General features: G+C 66.3%; 17 protein-coding genes. 7 read left to right on the top strand and 10 right to left on the bottom strand.

The genetic code is table 11. The features are described 5' to 3' along the window. Positions 1-12: 12 nt before the first annotated feature. The 3 genes from AWB92_RS07740 to AWB92_RS07750 form a co-directional block, all read right to left on the bottom strand. Entirely contained in the window at positions 13-978 is a 966-nt protein-coding gene (locus AWB92_RS07740; protein ID WP_085184780.1) for an aliphatic sulfonate ABC transporter substrate-binding protein, read from the bottom strand. Further along, positions 975-1,757, bottom strand: a complete 783-nt coding sequence (locus AWB92_RS07745; RefSeq protein ID WP_173817377.1) for an ABC transporter ATP-binding protein — start codon at positions 1,755-1,757, stop codon at positions 975-977. The genes AWB92_RS07740 and AWB92_RS07745 overlap by 4 nt, the downstream gene beginning before the upstream one ends. A 109-nt stretch (positions 1,758-1,866) precedes the next feature. After that, positions 1,867-2,148 carry a hypothetical protein gene (locus AWB92_RS07750; protein ID WP_068176958.1) on the bottom strand — a complete coding sequence of 94 codons (282 nt, stop codon included), beginning with the start codon at positions 2,146-2,148 and terminating at the stop codon, positions 1,867-1,869. A gap of 167 nt (positions 2,149-2,315) precedes the next feature. On the opposite strand from AWB92_RS07750, the gene AWB92_RS07755 reads away from it, so the two are divergent. Further along, the gene (locus AWB92_RS07755; protein WP_085184782.1) at positions 2,316-3,536 is read left to right on the top strand and encodes an MFS transporter; all 1,221 of its coding nucleotides are present in this window, start codon (positions 2,316-2,318) and stop codon (positions 3,534-3,536) included. Between the two features lie 15 nt (positions 3,537-3,551). On the opposite strand, the gene AWB92_RS07760 is transcribed toward AWB92_RS07755, so the two are convergent. The 3 genes from AWB92_RS07760 to AWB92_RS07770 all read right to left on the bottom strand — a co-directional run bounded on the left by AWB92_RS07760 (position 3,552) and on the right by AWB92_RS07770 (position 5,820). Continuing rightward, positions 3,552-4,181, bottom strand: a complete 630-nt coding sequence (locus tag AWB92_RS07760; protein WP_206601291.1) for a hypothetical protein — start codon at positions 4,179-4,181, stop codon at positions 3,552-3,554. Positions 4,182-4,339: 158 nt separating this feature from the next. After that, the gene (locus AWB92_RS07765; protein ID WP_085184784.1) at positions 4,340-5,377 is read right to left on the bottom strand and encodes an LLM class F420-dependent oxidoreductase; all 1,038 of its coding nucleotides are present in this window, start codon (positions 5,375-5,377) and stop codon (positions 4,340-4,342) included. Between the two features lie 11 nt (positions 5,378-5,388). Beyond that, on the bottom strand, positions 5,389-5,820 hold the full coding sequence (locus tag AWB92_RS07770; RefSeq protein ID WP_085184785.1) for a nuclear transport factor 2 family protein: 432 nt from the start codon (positions 5,818-5,820) through the stop codon (positions 5,389-5,391). A gap of 119 nt (positions 5,821-5,939) precedes the next feature. Here AWB92_RS07770 and AWB92_RS07775 point away from each other — a divergent pair, with 119 nt between their 5' ends. Continuing rightward, the gene (locus AWB92_RS07775) at positions 5,940-6,500 is read left to right on the top strand and encodes a PadR family transcriptional regulator (protein WP_085184786.1); all 561 of its coding nucleotides are present in this window, start codon (positions 5,940-5,942) and stop codon (positions 6,498-6,500) included. Positions 6,501-6,660: 160 nt separating this feature from the next. Further along, complete coding sequence (locus AWB92_RS07780) at positions 6,661-7,188, top strand: forkhead-associated protein (protein ID WP_085184787.1); 528 nt, start codon at positions 6,661-6,663, stop codon at positions 7,186-7,188. Between the two features lie 4 nt (positions 7,189-7,192). On the opposite strand, the gene AWB92_RS07785 is transcribed toward AWB92_RS07780, so the two are convergent. Next, a complete protein-coding gene (locus AWB92_RS07785) occupies positions 7,193-10,198 on the bottom strand; it encodes an ornithine decarboxylase (protein WP_241523398.1) in 3,006 nt (1,001 codons plus the stop codon). A gap of 241 nt (positions 10,199-10,439) precedes the next feature. Here AWB92_RS07785 and AWB92_RS07790 point away from each other — a divergent pair, with 241 nt between their 5' ends. Both AWB92_RS07790 and AWB92_RS07795 read left to right on the top strand, forming a co-directional pair. Continuing rightward, complete coding sequence (locus tag AWB92_RS07790) at positions 10,440-10,655, top strand: acyl carrier protein (RefSeq protein ID WP_068176969.1); 216 nt, start codon at positions 10,440-10,442, stop codon at positions 10,653-10,655. Positions 10,656-10,709: 54 nt separating this feature from the next. Beyond that, positions 10,710-10,961, top strand: coding sequence for a hypothetical protein (locus tag AWB92_RS07795; protein ID WP_085184788.1), 252 nt, complete (start codon positions 10,710-10,712; stop codon positions 10,959-10,961). 340 nt (positions 10,962-11,301) lie between these two features. Here the strand turns inward: AWB92_RS07795 and AWB92_RS07805 are convergent, their stop codons facing one another. Continuing rightward, positions 11,302-12,021 (bottom strand): CoA pyrophosphatase, encoded by a 720-nt coding sequence (locus AWB92_RS07805; protein ID WP_085184790.1) that lies wholly within the window; start codon positions 12,019-12,021, stop codon positions 11,302-11,304. Between the two features lie 91 nt (positions 12,022-12,112). On the opposite strand from AWB92_RS07805, the gene AWB92_RS07810 reads away from it, so the two are divergent. Beyond that, on the top strand, positions 12,113-12,688 hold the full coding sequence (locus AWB92_RS07810) for a hemerythrin domain-containing protein (RefSeq protein ID WP_085184791.1): 576 nt from the start codon (positions 12,113-12,115) through the stop codon (positions 12,686-12,688). Between the two features lie 74 nt (positions 12,689-12,762). Beyond that, entirely contained in the window at positions 12,763-13,668 is a 906-nt protein-coding gene (locus tag AWB92_RS07815; RefSeq protein ID WP_085184792.1) for a hypothetical protein, read from the top strand. Between the two features lie 2 nt (positions 13,669-13,670). On the opposite strand, the gene AWB92_RS07820 is transcribed toward AWB92_RS07815, so the two are convergent. Next, positions 13,671-14,189, bottom strand: coding sequence for a hypothetical protein (locus AWB92_RS07820; RefSeq protein WP_142281984.1), 519 nt, complete (start codon positions 14,187-14,189; stop codon positions 13,671-13,673). Positions 14,190-14,335: 146 nt separating this feature from the next. Continuing rightward, a complete protein-coding gene (locus AWB92_RS07825; protein WP_085184793.1) occupies positions 14,336-15,220 on the bottom strand; it encodes a cyclopropane mycolic acid synthase family methyltransferase in 885 nt (294 codons plus the stop codon). Between the last annotated feature and the right edge of the window lie 115 nt (positions 15,221-15,335).

Raw genomic sequence — 15,335 nt, forward strand, 5'->3', positions numbered from 1 at the left:
CGGCGCGCAACCTCAGGATGCGTGCTGGGCGTACTTCGGGTCGATGATCGTGTTCAAGGCGCCGCGCCCGGCTTCGTCGGATTTGATGTCCGAGTCCGCCACGGCGATCGGCAAGATGTTGGTCAGGACTGCGCGCTGGGGATCGCCCGGCGCGGGCTGGATGTCCAATGCCGTTCGCTGCAACTCCTCCTGGGCCACGCTCTGTGTCACCTTCGCCTGCGAGGCCAGCAACGCCGCCAACTCGTCGGGATGTGCCTTCGCCCATTTCCGGGCCTCCTCATAGCTATTGACCACGGATTGGACGAGATCCGGATGCGCGGTGATGAAGTCCTCGCGGGCGTTCAGCACGCCGTAGGAATTGAAATCCGGGTTGCGGTACAGCAACCGCGAGCCTTGTTGCTGGACGGTCTGGGCCATGAACGGGTCCAGTCCTGACCAGGCATCCACGTCGCCGCGCTCCAGGGCGGTCTTACCGTCGGCATGCTGCAGGTTGATGATCTCCACGTCGGCAGGCGAAAGCCCGGCCGTCGCAAGCGATTGCAACAGGAAGAAGTACGGATCGGTCCCCTTGGTAACCGCGATCTTCTTGCCCTTCAGGTCGGCCACCGAGTTGATCGGGGAGTTCTTCGGGACAACCAGGGCCGTCCATTCCGGCTTGCTGTACACGTCGATGATCTTGATCGGTGTGCCGTTGGCCCGCGCGACCAATGCGGCCGAACCTGCGGTCGACCCGAAGTCCAGCGCTTGCGAACGGAGCCCCTCGTTGGCCTTGTTGCTGCCGGCCGAAAGAACCCAGGTGACGTTGTAACCCCGGCCCTCAAGCAGGTGCTGGTCCCGCACCACCAGACTCAGGGGGTTGTAATAGGCGTAATCGAGTCGGATGTCCTTCGAAGCCGTCGGACCCGCGTTCGAACCGCAGGCGGACACGGCGGCGGCCACCGCGAAAACCGAAATTGCCGCTAAATAACGGGCTTTCATCGTGCTTTTGCCTCCTCATCGCCGGCAGCGCCGTGCCGGCGCACGCCGAGTTCGTCCAACAACCGATCGCGCATCCCGACGATGCGCGGGTCGCCACGGTCGCGCGGTTTGGGAATGGTGATGTCGAACGTCGCGGCAATAGTCGCGACGGCCCCGGTTTCGGCGCGGTCGTCGGCGCGCAGGATCAGGACGCGATCGGCCAGGATCACTGCCTCGTCGACGTCGTGTGTCACCAGAAGCGTGGTGGTGCCCGCGTCCTGCTGCACCGTGTCGAGCAGGTCCTGCATCCGCAGCCGAGTCAATGCGTCGAGAGCCGCCAACGGCTCGTCGAGGAGCAGCACGCTGGGCCGCCGGGCCAGGGCGCGCGCGAGCCCTGCGCGTTGGGCCATACCGCCGGACACCTGCCGCGGATAGTGGTTGCCGAATTCACGCAGCCCGACCACATCGAGCCAATGCTGCACCACGGGTGACCCTTTCGACCGCGTGGTGCCGCGAGGCAGGCCGAAGGCCACATTGTCCGCCAGGTTTCGCCATGGCAGCAGTCGAGGTTCCTGAAAGACCATGGCGCAGCGCGGATCGATCCCGCGAACCGGAATGCCGTCGATCTCGATCCGCCCGTCCGTCGGACGGTCCAGCCCGGCGATGAGCCGCAACAGCGTCGACTTGCCGCTTCCGGACGATCCGAGCAATGCGACCACCTCGCCCGGCTCGATCTCGAGGTCGACGTCGTCCAACACGGCGTGCTTGCCGAACGTTCGGTTGACACCGCGCAAGGACACATGCGCCGGCGCGGGGTTGCTCGACGTCACCCGCGCAGCCTAGGAATCGGCGCCGGCGGTCACCAGGTTTGGATCGGTCGTGATTTCAACCCGGCTGCGGTCAGCCCGGTCAGCCGTGCGGAGCCTCGGAGATCTTCGTGTCCGGCTTGCCCAACGTTTGGCAGTACGTCAACGCGGACAGCCGGGTCGCCGTGATCTCCGCGTTGGTCGGATCGGACCCGTTCTTGTCCTTGAGCATCTTGCTGACCTCATCGCTCTGCTTCTTTTCGTCCTGCCCGGTGAAGTCCTTGCATTTCGTGTCGCCGCCAGTGTTGACGATCTGGGAGGCCGAGCACGCGCCGGACAGCAGCGCGGCCAGCGCGATCGTGGCCGCGGCGGTTTGCTTGATCATTTGCCCTCCTAGGTCCGGTTTGAGCTGTCTGTTCACCAAACCGGCTGATCTCAAACCTCACTGTGGTTTGCGCCGACGGACGTTGTGTTTGCTTGCGCTGACGCGGGAATACCTTCGTAAGTCGCTACGTCTATTCGTGAGTTACCAAGCCCCGGGAGGACAAAGCAGTGAGCCCGTCGAACGCGTCGGCGTTGGCGACAACGGACGAGCGCGACGCGGGCCTCGAGTCGGGCGCGAACCGAACCGTGTTCGCGAGCGTGCTAGCCCTGCTGCTGTCGACGGGATGGGTCGCCAACCACTTCGTCGCGTTGATGCCGTCGATCGACGGCCGCCAGCACCTCGGCGCGGCCCGGCTCGACGCCATATTCGGGATCTACGCGCTCGGGCTGTTGCCCGGCCTACTTTTCGGCGGGCGCGCCTCGGATGCGCTCGGGCGCAAGTCCGTGGCGTTGGCAGGCTCGACGACCGCTCTGGTGGGCACGCTGGCCATGCTGTTCTCGCAACAACCCGACGTCTTGCTGGCGGGACGGTTGGTCGTCGGACTCGGGGTGGGTCTCCTGATGAGCTCCTGCACCGCATGGGCGTCCGATCTGAGGGGTCCCGCCGGCGCGGCCACCGCGGGCGCGGTGTTGCTCGCCGGGTTCGCCGTCGGGCCGTTCGCCGCAGGCGTGATCGCGCGGGCCGGCCAGCCGGGCATTCGGGTGTCGTTCGGGCTGGCCGCCGCCCTCGTCGTGGCGGCGATGATTTTCTCGATCCTGGCGGTGCGGAGCTCGGACCAGACGGCGACGGTAGCCGCGCGCGCCTGGGAGCCCTCGACTGCAGCGCGGCGGGGAACCGCGTGGGCCCTGAGCTGGGCCATGCCGCTCGCGCCGTGGGTGTTCGCCTCGGCAACTTTGGGATTCATCGCCATCCCCGGCCGCCTGCATACCGGGCTCGCGGCCCCGATGGCCGCGGGAACCGCCACGCTGATCGTCAACGGCGTGAGCGGACTCGTCCAAATCCTGGGCCGCGTTCTTCGCTGGGGACCGCACGCCGGCACCGCCGGCGCCGTGCTGGCCGCGCTCGGCTACGGGGCTACCGCCGCGGCCCCGCCGACCATGTCGGTGGCGCTGGCCGTGCCGCTGTTCTTGATCCTGGGGTGTGCGTCGGGCCTATGCCTGCGCGAGGGTTTGATCGACCTGGAAGCCGCGGCACCGCAGCGGCTGCGCGGCGCCCTGGTCGGAGTCTTCTACGTGGTGACCTACGTCGGCTTCGGCCTGCCGCTGATACTCAGCACCGCCGGATCCGCGGTCTCGACGACGATCTTGGCCGTCATGTCGGTGCTGGCGTTGGTGACAGCGGTGACACGCGCGGTGCGGCTGCGAAGGGCTGCTCACCGCCAGAGTTGATTTCGGTCGGATGCCTTAGGCCGCAACGATTTTGGGGCGCTCGCCGACGACGCTCAGCCCCGCCAAACGCCGCCATGAACGAATGGCGTGGCGCGTGATCTCCACGACGCGGGCGGCTCCAGCGTCCGCGTTTGCCAATCGATGCGCTTTGAGGGCGTTGCCGGTCACGGCATCCAGCGTGTCCCAGTCGTCGGTCTCGACGAGTGCCGTCGATTGAGCGGCGGTCCGGACGGCATACCTTTCGGCGGTCACCGGTGCGGTACCGATAGCGCGCGCGGCGCGGGCGGCGCCGTCCCACTCGGCGATCGGCGGCAACTCGCCGGGGGCGAGCCGGCGATGCAGTTCTGCGATGTCGGTGATCCCGCCTGCCGCCGCCGCGTTCTCGGCGTAGCGAATGACGCCCCACGGGGGGCTGACCAACAGCTTCGCGACCCATGGGTGCACGACGGTTCCGGTGACCTCGGCGGTGCCAACCGTCAGCCACGCCAAGTCGAGCACCAACATGCTGTCATCCGGCGCGAGATACCCGTCGGGCCCGGCCAGCAGGTCGTTGCACAACTGGACGAAGGAGGCCAGCGGCCGGGCCGAGGTCGCCGGGAAGTCGGTGATCTGCTCGTCGCCGTTGATGTATGAAATCACGTTCATTGCACAGCCTTTGCCCGATCCGGGCCGATGCGATCCTCGGGCGAGCCTCAGCGGGTGGGTGATTCGGTCCAGGTCCATTGCAGCTGCTTCCTACGGTCCGCCGGCGCGATAAACACATGCTATGGCAAGCGCGGCGTCGGTAGGGCGTGACGCCGCGGTCAGAGCAGCTCGCGCAGCGTCTCGATCAGCTTGATCCGCTCCTGCGGCGTGCCCGCCATGGGCGCAACGTTCAGCGTGGTTACGCCCGCCTCGCGGTACGCCGCGAGGCGGTCCTTGACGAATTCGCGCGTACCGATCAAGTTGACGTCTCGCACCAGCTCGTCGGGCACCACCTTGGCCGCGCCGTCCTTGTCGCCGGCCAGGTAGAGCTCTTGAATGCGGTCCGCCTGCGGGCCGTAGCCGTACTTGGTGGCCAGGGTGTGATAGAAGTTCTTGCCCTTGGCGCCCATCCCCCCGATGTAGAGCGCCAGGTGCGGTTTGACGAATTCGCGTAGGGGCTCGACGTTTTCGCCGATGGCCAGCACCGGTCCGGCGTACACGTCGAGCGGCCCGAGCGCGGGGTCGCGGTTGGCCTGACCGGCGGCCAGCGCCTTCCCCCACACGTCGCGCGCCTTCTCGGGCAGATAAAAGATCGGCTGCCAGCCCTCGGCGATTTCGGCGGCCAGCTCGACGTTCTTCGGCCCCAGCGCGGCAACCAGGATCGGGATGCGCTCTCGGACAGGCTTGTTGATGAGCTTCAGCGGTTTGCCGAGCCCGCTGCCCTGGCCCGCGGGCAGCGGGATCGTGTAGTGCTTGCCGCTGTGTTGTAGGGTTTCGCGGCGCCACACCTGGCGGCAGATGTCGATGACTTCGCGGGTGCGCGCGATCGGGGCGTCGTAGGGCACGCCGTGGAAGCCCTCGATCACCTGGGGGCCGGAGGCGCCCAAGCCGAGCGTGAACCGGCCGTCGGAGACGTAGTCGAGACCCGCGGCGGTCATGGCGGTCAGCGTGGGGGTCCGCGTGTAGAGCTGCAGGATGCCCGACGCCAGCTCAACCCGTTCGGTGCTCGCCGCCAGGTAGCCCAGCGCGCTGACGGCGTCGAACGAATACGCCTCGGGGACAAAGACGATGTCCAACCCGGCGCGTTCCAGGTCGGCCACTTCGGCGGCGACGTCCTTGAACCCGCCGGCGTAGTTGATTCCCAATCCGATCCGCATGATCCCTGCCCCTATGCGGTGGCGAACTGGTTGGCCAGTTCGACGGCCTCTTGCTGAATCCGATCGAACTGCGCGGCCATCGCCTCGGACAGCGCGGTTGCACCCGACAGCGGCCGGACCATCACCATGAAGTCGTCGATCAGCCCGTCGTCGTTGAAGTGCAGGAAGTCGCAACCCGTGATCTTTACACCCGGCGCCCCCGCTATCCCGGTCTCGAATACGAGCGCGTGGTCACGCCCGTTGCCGTCGCCGATTTCGCGGACGTAGTGGAAGTCCTCGAAGACCCGCAGCACACCGCGCAGGATCGCGGCGGTTATCGGCTTGCCAACATAGGGCTTGAACGCCACCGGGCTGGTGAACACCACCGTGTCGGCCAGCATCGCCTGGATGGCCGCCTCGTCGCGCTCCTCGACCGCCTTGCGAAAGGGATGCTTAGCACTCATGCGACACCTCGCATAGTCAATTTGTTGAATAGGCGTGCTCGACGCTAAAGCCTGTCCGGCCGTATGTCGATGTGCGATTAGTCACTTTGTTGATTATTCAGATCGTTACACTGTCAGGCGTGTCCCTGCGTGATGCGGTGCTGGCCGCGCTCCTCGACGGCGAAGCCTCCGGGTACGACCTGGCCAAGGGCTTCGACGCGTCGGTCGCGAACTTCTGGATGGCCACGCCGCAGCAGCTGTACCGAGAACTCGAGCGACTCGCCGAGCAGGGTCTCATCCGGGCGCGGGTCGTGCATCAGGATCGTCGGCCCAACAAGCGGATGTTCTCGCTGACCGAGGCCGGCTACGAAGCGATCGTGCAGTTCACCGCCCGGGCGCCGAAGCCCCCCGTGATCCGCGACGAGCTTGCAGTCAAAGTCATGGCCGTCGACGCCGGCGACGCGCCGGCGGTGCGCGACTTCATGGTGGAACGGGTGCACCGGGCGAAAGCCAAATTGCAGCGCTACGAACGCACACGTACCCGAATGCTCGACGGCCGCAGCGAGGCGGCATACCTGGCCCAGGCCGAACGGGTGGGGCCTTATCTGACGCTGCTGCGTGGAATCTCGTTCGAAGAGGAGAACATTCGCTGGGGTGAGCGCGCGCTGACGATCATCGAGCATCGGCTGCCCAGCACCTGACACCGTTAAGGGCTGACACCTCCCGCCGAAGTGACGCGTCCGGGTGTGTACAGCCGCGGGCGCGGCGAATATCCTCAACCGCGGATCACCGCCAATTCCCAGTGACAATCGCTGCTGCGCAATTGGCCTGCAGCACAACAGAAAATGAACAGAGGGAAACATGCCGAAGGACAATCCGGACGAGGGCGAAGCAACGGTAATTGTGGGCATGGCCGAAGCGGCGATGCACATGTACTCCTCTACCATCGCCGCCTTGCCCGACAATGACGACGACGATTTCCGCCCCCGCGTCGAAGTGGTCCTGTCCGGGTTGCGCAAGCTGCAGAAGTCGCTGACCGACGCAGCGGCGCGCGGTAGGTTGACCCCGCGGGTGATCGTCGCGCTGAGCGAGGTCCGCAGGTGCTACGACGATCTGATGGCGCGCGCCGCGGCCGCACCGGGGGCAACGCTGGGCCAACAGCTCTATGTGGCGCGGCGCCGCGCCCTGCTGTCGGCGAAGGAGGCCGCCAACGGTGCCGGACTTCGTGCGGATCTATTGGACGACTTGGAAGCCGGTGAGATCCCGACCGAGGACGAAACCGTGAAGGTCAAGGGATTGATCGAGGCTCTCAGTGGCGGCTCGCCGCTGATCAACACGGTCGAACACGAACGGCCGCACCTCGAGTCGCTCGACGAATCGATCGCCTGAACCGCTAGGAGCGCTGCTCGGCCTGCACCGCGTCGCCGGGCTGCTGCTCGCCGATCAATTCGTCCACGCCAACCTCGGGGACATCGCCGTCGTCGGCCGTCGGCGGCTCCGCCGCGAGCGCGTCGCCGGGGTGCTGCGAACCGACCAGTTCCTCGTGGCCGACCTCGGGGACGTTCCCGTCGCCGTTGGACCGACCGTGCTTGGCCGACTTCTTCTTCGGCGCCTTCGCCGCCGCCGCCTTGGCTCGCGAGGAGCGATGACCGTTGGGCGCCAGCCCGACCGCCTCGCTGACCACCTCGATGGCCTTCTCGGTGTACACGCGATAGCCGAAATTCGGTAGGTAGCCATGGATTTCGGGTGTGTCGAGGTCACGCATGAACTGCAGAATCTCGCGGCTGAACACCTGGCCGGGCACCAGGACCGGAAACCCTGGCGGATAGGGCGTCACATACGTCGCCGACACGATGTCGACGCCCGCGTCCAAGCGTTCGTCGATCTGCTCGCCGGTGAGGTATTCGCAATTGGTGTCGTCGTAGGAGAGGTAGAACGCCCTGCGGACATCCCCTTCGGGCGTGGCCTCGCTTCCACTGTGATCCAGGAACGCCGGGTGGAAGCCACTGAAATCGGGCAGGGGCAAAGACATCTCGGTGAGCCGATAGACCGCCCGCGCGAAGTGTTCGCGCTCGCCGAGGCTCATCTCGGAGATGTTCTGGTCCAGCTCGCGGGCGATGTTGACGAGCACTTCCACCAGGAAGGCCACCGAGCTGCGGGTGGTACCGATGTTGGTCATGAACAACACGCTGTTGCGCGACGTCTTGTTGATCTGAATTCCGTAGCGGTCCATCAACTGTTGGCGCTTGAACGTGTCACCGTCGTAGCCCGTTGGCCCGATGAACAACGTGATTCGGGACGGATCGAGCACGAACTCGTCCTGATCCCAGGCGGCCATCATGTTCCGCAGACCCGAGCGCAGAGGCTGTTCGATGGCCGACGGCCGGTAATCCTCGGGAATCAAATCGGAGGTCCGCAGGCAGCGCATGTACTTGCTGAGCAGCGGATGGTTGTCGATCGCGTCGCGCAGCTGCATCGCGTTCTCGATCTGCCGCTGCACCAGCTCGACACCCTCCAGCGCCACCTGCCGGCGGCCGAGATCCAGCGACGCGAGGATCTGGTAGTTGGGCGAGGTGGAGGTGTGCGCCATGTACGCCTCGTGGAACGGTTCCGCCACCTTCTGGTCGTAGTCCTGATCGAAGACGTGGATCATCGATCCCTGTCGCAGCGCGGTCAGGGTCTTGTGCGTCGACTGGGTCGCATAGACCCGCACTCGGGCCCGTGCCGGGTCGGGAAGCAGGCGGCGGTCCAGCAGGTCGTCGTCGCTGGTGGCACCCTCGGTTGCCAGCTCCTCCTCGAAGCGGCGCTTGTACTCGGGGTCGGCCAGCCGCTCCCGCAGCGCGCGTGCCGCCGCCATGGCGGTGCGGGTCCGGTATACGGGATGGAAGCGGGCGAACGCGAACCATGCCTCGTCCCACAGGAACACGAGATCGGGCTTGATCGCGAGGCACTCCTCCATGACCCGCTCGACGTCGTAGACGATCCCGTCGAAGGTGCAGTTCGTCAGCGACATCATCTTGACGCGGTCGAGCTTGCCGGCGCGCTTGAGCGCCAGCAGTTTCGATTTGATCTCGCGCAGCGGGACCGCGCCGTACATGGAGTAGTCGTTGAGCGGATACGCCTCGAGGTAAATGACATTCGCGCCCGCGAGCATCATCCCGTAGTGATGGGACTGGTGGCAGTTGCGGTCCAGCAGCACGATGTCGCCGGGCGCCACCAACGCCTGCGTGACGATCTTGTTGGCGGTCGAGGTCCCGTTGGTGACGAAGTAGGTGTGCCGCGACCCGTACGCCTCCGCGGCGAGCTGCTGGGATTCGCGCAGCGGCCCGGTCGGCTCGAGCAGGGAGTCCAGGCCACCACACGTCGCCGACGTCTCGGCCATGAACACATCCAGGCCGTAAAAGCCGACCATGTCCCGGATCCAGTGCGAGTTGACGATCGACTTGCCCTGCGAAATCGGCAGGGCGTGGAAGACGCCCGTGGGCCGGTGACTGTACTGCTTGAGGGCGCTGAAGAACGGGGTGCGGTAGCGCGCCGCCACACCCTGCAGGATCGACAGGTGAAGCTCGAGCATGCCTTCCCGAGCGTGGAACACCCGGCGGAAGTACTGGCCCAGCCGCCCCGCGATGTCCTCCACCTCGATCTCGGTCATCAGGTAGAGGTCGAGTTCGGGCCGCAACTTCGCCAGGGAAACCGCGAGGATCTGCGCGCGTTCCTCGGGCGACTGGTGGTCCGCCAACTCGTGCGACACCCCGGTATCGACGAACTCGGCCAGCGCCGACAGATCCCGGGTCGATTGGTGTGAGAAGCGCCGCCGGATCACCACCGCCTGCAGGTTGACGTTGAGCCGTGCCGCGATGAGTGCCTCATCGCCGCTGGACACCACCACCAGCTCGTAGACGAATTCGTCGTCGGGGCGCCGCCATTTGCGGACCTCGTTGCGCAGCGCCCGCTCCTGGTCTTCGGTCATCTTCTCGACGACCAACACCTCGAAATAGGGGCGGTCCCGCTGCGTCGCCGGCTGATGCTCGACCAGCTGGCGCGGATCGGACGGGAACATGTCGAGGTCGTCGCTTCCGGCGTTCTCGACGTCGCCCGTGCGGTACGACTCCGTGGTCAGGGCGCGGTTGATTTGCACCAGGGCTTGCGCGAACTTGTCGTAGCTACCGGCGGCGAACAGGCGCTGGACCCGGGCGAAATGCGGCGAACCCGGATAGGCCCAGTACGGCTCGAGAGTGCTTAGCCGCGTGAGCAATTCCTGGCAGGTGTTGATGCACTTCGTCTTCAGCGCGCCCTCGGTGGTCGGGCGGGTGAGCCGGTCGGCGGCCTCCTCCAACCGGCACCACGAGTCGCTACGGACCTGCCAAAGACTGTTGTAAGCGCGCAAGTGTTCCGTCATGGTCGCCCTTTCTTTGGTCGCGGCGACTCCGTCCCGGAGCGTCGGTCAAGGTTCGCAGACACAATCCGCCCGCCGGTTACCAGAAGACAAATATTGCACGTCCGTCGAGTAGACAGCACCCGGAGACAATGGTTACGGGCTCTTGGAATGCGTACGTCCAACCGACTGTCATCTGTTTAGGCGTGCGGCCCACGGGTAGGCCTCACACGTCAATTCTGACGACGACGTGAGGAGGCGCGCAATGGCCACGGGGGAAACCGGCTTCGACGATGTGACCTACGACCTTGTTTCGGTGCAGTACCACTCGCTGAAGGCCGGGCACGACTACGGACAGTACGTCCGCGACGCCAAGAACGCGGGGCTCGACGACGTGGCCTCGTTCTTCGAGGATGTCATGGCGGAGGATTCCAAGCGCGCGCAGCGCTGCCATGAGTTCCTGGTGCAGCTCACCAAATGAACTCACCTTCAATAATGTTGCGTCGCAACTCAATTGGTCGCTATCGTCGCGTAGATGAGTGAAGTAACCGGTAACGACCGAATCGACGACGTCGCGCCCGGCGATGTGATCGCCGTCGACCGAGGTGCCGGCGATCAGCCATACAAGGTGGTGTTCAAGGACTTCACCGACGGCCGCTTCGTCGTGACACTCGAGGGCGCCGGCGAGACGTTCCAGCTCGACCTGGCACCCGGCACGCCGGTCAACAGATCCCTCGCGGCGAAATGGGAATCGGGCCAGAGTCCCACACCGCACTCAGACGGTTGACCGGAATCGTTTGCCGCTTGTCTCACAGTTGCCGGCCAAAGAGTTTGTCGGCTAAAGGTATCCGGAATGCTAGGCAGCCGCGGTGGCGGACGGGTACACCGACGTCACCTCGGAGTGGAGATGACCGCAAGCGCCGCATCGCACTTCGTACTCGAGCTTGTTGTCAGCGAGTTCAAGAAATTGATACTCGGCCCACGCCGCGCACCGCGGGCATCGCGCCCGTCCACGTTCCACCGCCATCAGAATCTCGGCCCCCATTACTCGCTGCACAACCTCGACAGAGACATACCCATTCGGGAATCGGCCGAATCACCGGCTCGCCGGCGAGAGTCGCCGGCGCCTATTTCCAGGCGAACACCGGCTGTTCCAACTCGTCCACCCGCTCGTCGCGGCCTTCGAGGCACAGCCACCGCAGCTGCAGGAGCACGGCGCCGGTCGGGGCGTGGATGAGGTCGTTCCCCAGCGGGATCTGTACGACCGGTCGTGGACTCTCCGGAATGCTGATGAACCGCGGCGAATCGGCCCGCTGCAGTTGGTGCAGGCCCACCCGGTACACCGCGAGGACCTCCGCGGGCGCGGGCCGCGGGTCCAGCCGTCCGCCTCCCCAGATCACCACCGGGGTGATGACGTAGCCCGACCGGGTCGGGTAGTCGTCGAGCAAACCCAACACCGCCGAGTCGCGCAGTTCGATGCCGACCTCCTCGCGCAATTCGCGCAGCGCCGCGTCGACGGCCGTCTCACCCGGATCGACCCGGCCACCGGGCAGCGCCCACTGCGCCGCATGAGAAGTGAGGCGAGATGCCCTGCGGCACAGGAGGAAAGCCGCGCCGCCGGACACATCGACCATGCGGCCGTCGAGGTCGGTCTCCAACGCCGGGCCCGCGGCGATCCAGTCGTCCAGCGGCGCGGGATCGACCCTGTCCTCCCCGAGCTCCGAGTCGACCAAGACCACCGCGACGGCCGCGTGCCGCTTCGTCGGGTCGGTGACCGTGCGCCGGTCGTGGGCGGCCAAGTGTGCCCGGATCCGGTCGCGCCGGCCTTCGTCATAGGAGATCGTCACTTGTCGAGCCTAAGCAGCGGCCGGTTGAACTCTGGCCCGGCATGGAACACGATGGCCGAAGGCGCAGCGGTCCGAGAGGTTAGGAGCCGGCATGGCTGATATCACGGTCCTGATCCAGACCGACCACGACTGGTTCCGCGAGCAGTTCGGCAGGCTCGACTCGCTGCGCACGCAGGCGCCGGTCAACAATTCGGCACTCGAGCGGGTGTGGCGTCCGCTCGCCGACAAGCTGGATGTGCACGCCTACATCGAGGAGAAGATCTTCTACCCGCAGCTGCTGAAGCGCGGTACCAACGATCCCGAAGGCGAGACGCTCGACGCGATCGGTGATCACAACGACATTCGGGACGGGGTGCGCGACGCTAACGCGGCTCGGGTCGGCACGGACGAGTGGTGGGCCGCCGTCGGCCGCACCCGGTCGGCGAACGACGACCACATGGTCGAGGAGGAACGGGACGGGCTGCCCGATTTTCGTCGCAACGCCCCGATCGGTCTGCGCGAGGCGCTCGGGCGCCAGTACAGCGAGTTCATGGCCGAGCATCCGACCACCGAGGGGTTGCCGATCGTCGACCGCGACCCCGAATACTACGTCGACACGCTCGAAACCGATCCGCCGCCCAAACGCACGGACTTTTCACTTCGGATCGGCAGCCTGAAAGGCCAATGAGTCCGTGGCCGCGCACGGCGGCCGCGGGGTGTCCTCGGGACGGCTCCCGACGAGCGGCGTGGTTAACTGCGAACGTGCGTAGAGAACCGGCGTTGGCGCGGCGCTTTTTCGACCGATTCGAGCCGGTACATGCAGTCACCTACTTCGCGCCGGAAGCGCGGGCGGCGCTCGACGCGCTGGGTTACCGCGGCTTCTGGATGGGCTACTTCGCCGCCCGATCGGCGCCGTTGGGCATGGTGCCGCGCGAGGTCGTCACCGCAATCTTCTACAACTTCGCCCCCGAGCGCGTCGCGAAGGCGCTGCCCGCGGCGTGGGAGATCGCCGGTCCCGAGTCCGCGTTGCGTGCCCGGCAGGAATCGGCGGTCGCGGCCCTGCGCCGATACGGCGTCGAGGCGGATGAAAACGTCGCCGTCGCAGCCGAATTGGCGGCCAAGGCGGCCCGAGCAGCGCCGCTCGACGGGCGACCGCTGTTCGCCGCGAATCTGGCGCTGCCCTGGCCGGACGAACCGCTGACCGCGCTTTGGCATGCCGCGACCCTGCTGCGTGAGCAACGCGGCGATGGGCACGCGGCGGTGCTGGCGGCCGCCGGTGTCTCGGGGCGGGAATCCAACGTGCTGCACGCGGCGACCGGCCGGGTCGAGCCCGACTACATCGCCCGCACCCGCGATTACGACGAAGCGACGTGGCGCCACCACGAACAACGGCTCGCCGAGCGGGGACTGCTCAACGGCGACGGCACGGTGACCGCGGCCGGGCGGGAGCTGAAGGACCGCATCGAATCGAGCACCGACGCGCTCGCGCTGTCTGCCCTAGATGCCCTCAGCGACGACGAGGTGGAAACGCTGTTTCGGGCGCTCACCCCGATCACCCGCGCGGTGATCGCCGGCGGGGACATTCCGGCCAAGACGCCTATGGCCCTACGCCGCGACGAATTGGATGACAGCGGCGCGCATTTGGGCGGCACCGGCCAATCACAGTGAACTCACATGCCGCCGGGCGAGCCGCTGATCGGTTGCGCCGCAATGTGATCCATCGGGGGTCCATCACCGTTCGAGGTGCCACGGTCCGCGACCGCGGTGGCCAGCGCCGTGCCGCCCTCGATCGTTCCGATGATGTCCACTTGCTCGTTGACGGTGAAATGTGAAGCGCCGACACGGGGTTGGCCGCCGTCACGGGAGATGACGGTGGTCTCCGGGGTGACGCGGTAGGTCTGTGTGTAGCCGTTGGGGCTGCGGGCGGTCACCGAGTCCCCGGACACGGCGATGACGGTCCCCTGCTGGCGTACCGGGTGGGAGGCGGGCGGCGGCCCCAGCGTCGACTCGACCGTCGGCTTGTTGGGCTCGACGTAGGCAAACAGGCCCACCAGGCTGGCCGCGCACAACACCGACGCGGAGACGATCTCGCATGCCATCGCCACGCCGGACAACCCGCGACGCGCGGGCCAGCCGGTCGCATGGGTTCTTTGCTCCGATACTTCGCTCGCTTGGCGCCTGGCGTCCACGGTCAGTTCCTTCCTGCGGTTTTGCACCATGCAGCCTCGGCCCCTACCGCATCAGGTCGTTGCTCGTGGTGTTACCCGCAGGGATGCGCCGATAAACCGCGCCGCGGAGGCGCGGCCGGTTTCAGCCACCCGCAAGGGGCGTGATGTCAGCCCTTGGCGAGGGTGAACTGCGCGACGTCCGTGTAGCCGTCGCGGAACAGGTCGGCGCAACCGGTCAGGTACTTCATGTACCGGTCGTAGACCTCTTCGGACTGAACCGCGATGGCCTCGTCGCGGCGCGACTCGAGCGCTGCCGCCCACGTGTCGAGCGTCCGGGCGTAGTGCAGGCGCAGCTGCTGGACACGCTCGACGGCGAAGCCGGCCCGCTCGGCGTGCTCGACGACGCCCTTGGCTTGCGGCAGGTCCCCGCCCGGAAAGATCTCGTCCATGATGAATTTCATGAACCGGATCTTGGTCATGGTGATGGGCAGTCCGCGCTCGCTGAACTCCTCGTCGCTGGGCTTGATGATGGTGTGCAACAGCATCACACCGTCGGCGGGGAGTGCCTCGTAGGCCATCTTGAAAAAGTCGGGGTACCGGTCGCGTCCAAAGTGCTCGAAGGCACCGATCGACACGATGCGGTCCACCTTCTCGTCGAATTGCTCCCAGCCCCGCAACAGCACGCGCTTGCTCCGGGCGGACGGGTGCCGGTCGAGGCGCTGCTGGACATGCGCCTGCTGGTTGCGGCTCAGGGTGAGCCCCACGACGTTGACGTCGTAGCGCTCGAGCGCGCGGATGATCGTGGTGCCCCAGCCGCAGCCGATATCGAGCAGCGTCATGCCCGGCTGCAATCCGAGCTTTCCCAGCGAGAGGTCGACCTTGGCGATCTGCGCCTCTTCGAGGGTCATGTCGTCGCGCTCGAAAAACGCGCAGCTGTAGGTGCGCGTGGGATCCAGGAATAGCGCGAAGAACTCGTCGGACAGGTCGTAGTGCGCCTGGACGTCCTCGAAGTGCGGCTCCAGGCCGACAGCTTCGGTCTGATTCTCAGGCATGGCACTTCCCCCGGACGCGAATTTATTGGGCTCAGCGGCGTGTGATCTCAGCCGCTCGAGTTACGGCCTAGCAGTCTATCCGTCCGGATGGCCAGGCAACGAATTGACGGCCCTA

The sequence above is a fragment of the Mycobacterium sp. IEC1808 genome, assembly GCF_002101935.1.
Classification (GTDB): domain Bacteria; phylum Actinomycetota; class Actinomycetes; order Mycobacteriales; family Mycobacteriaceae; genus Mycobacterium.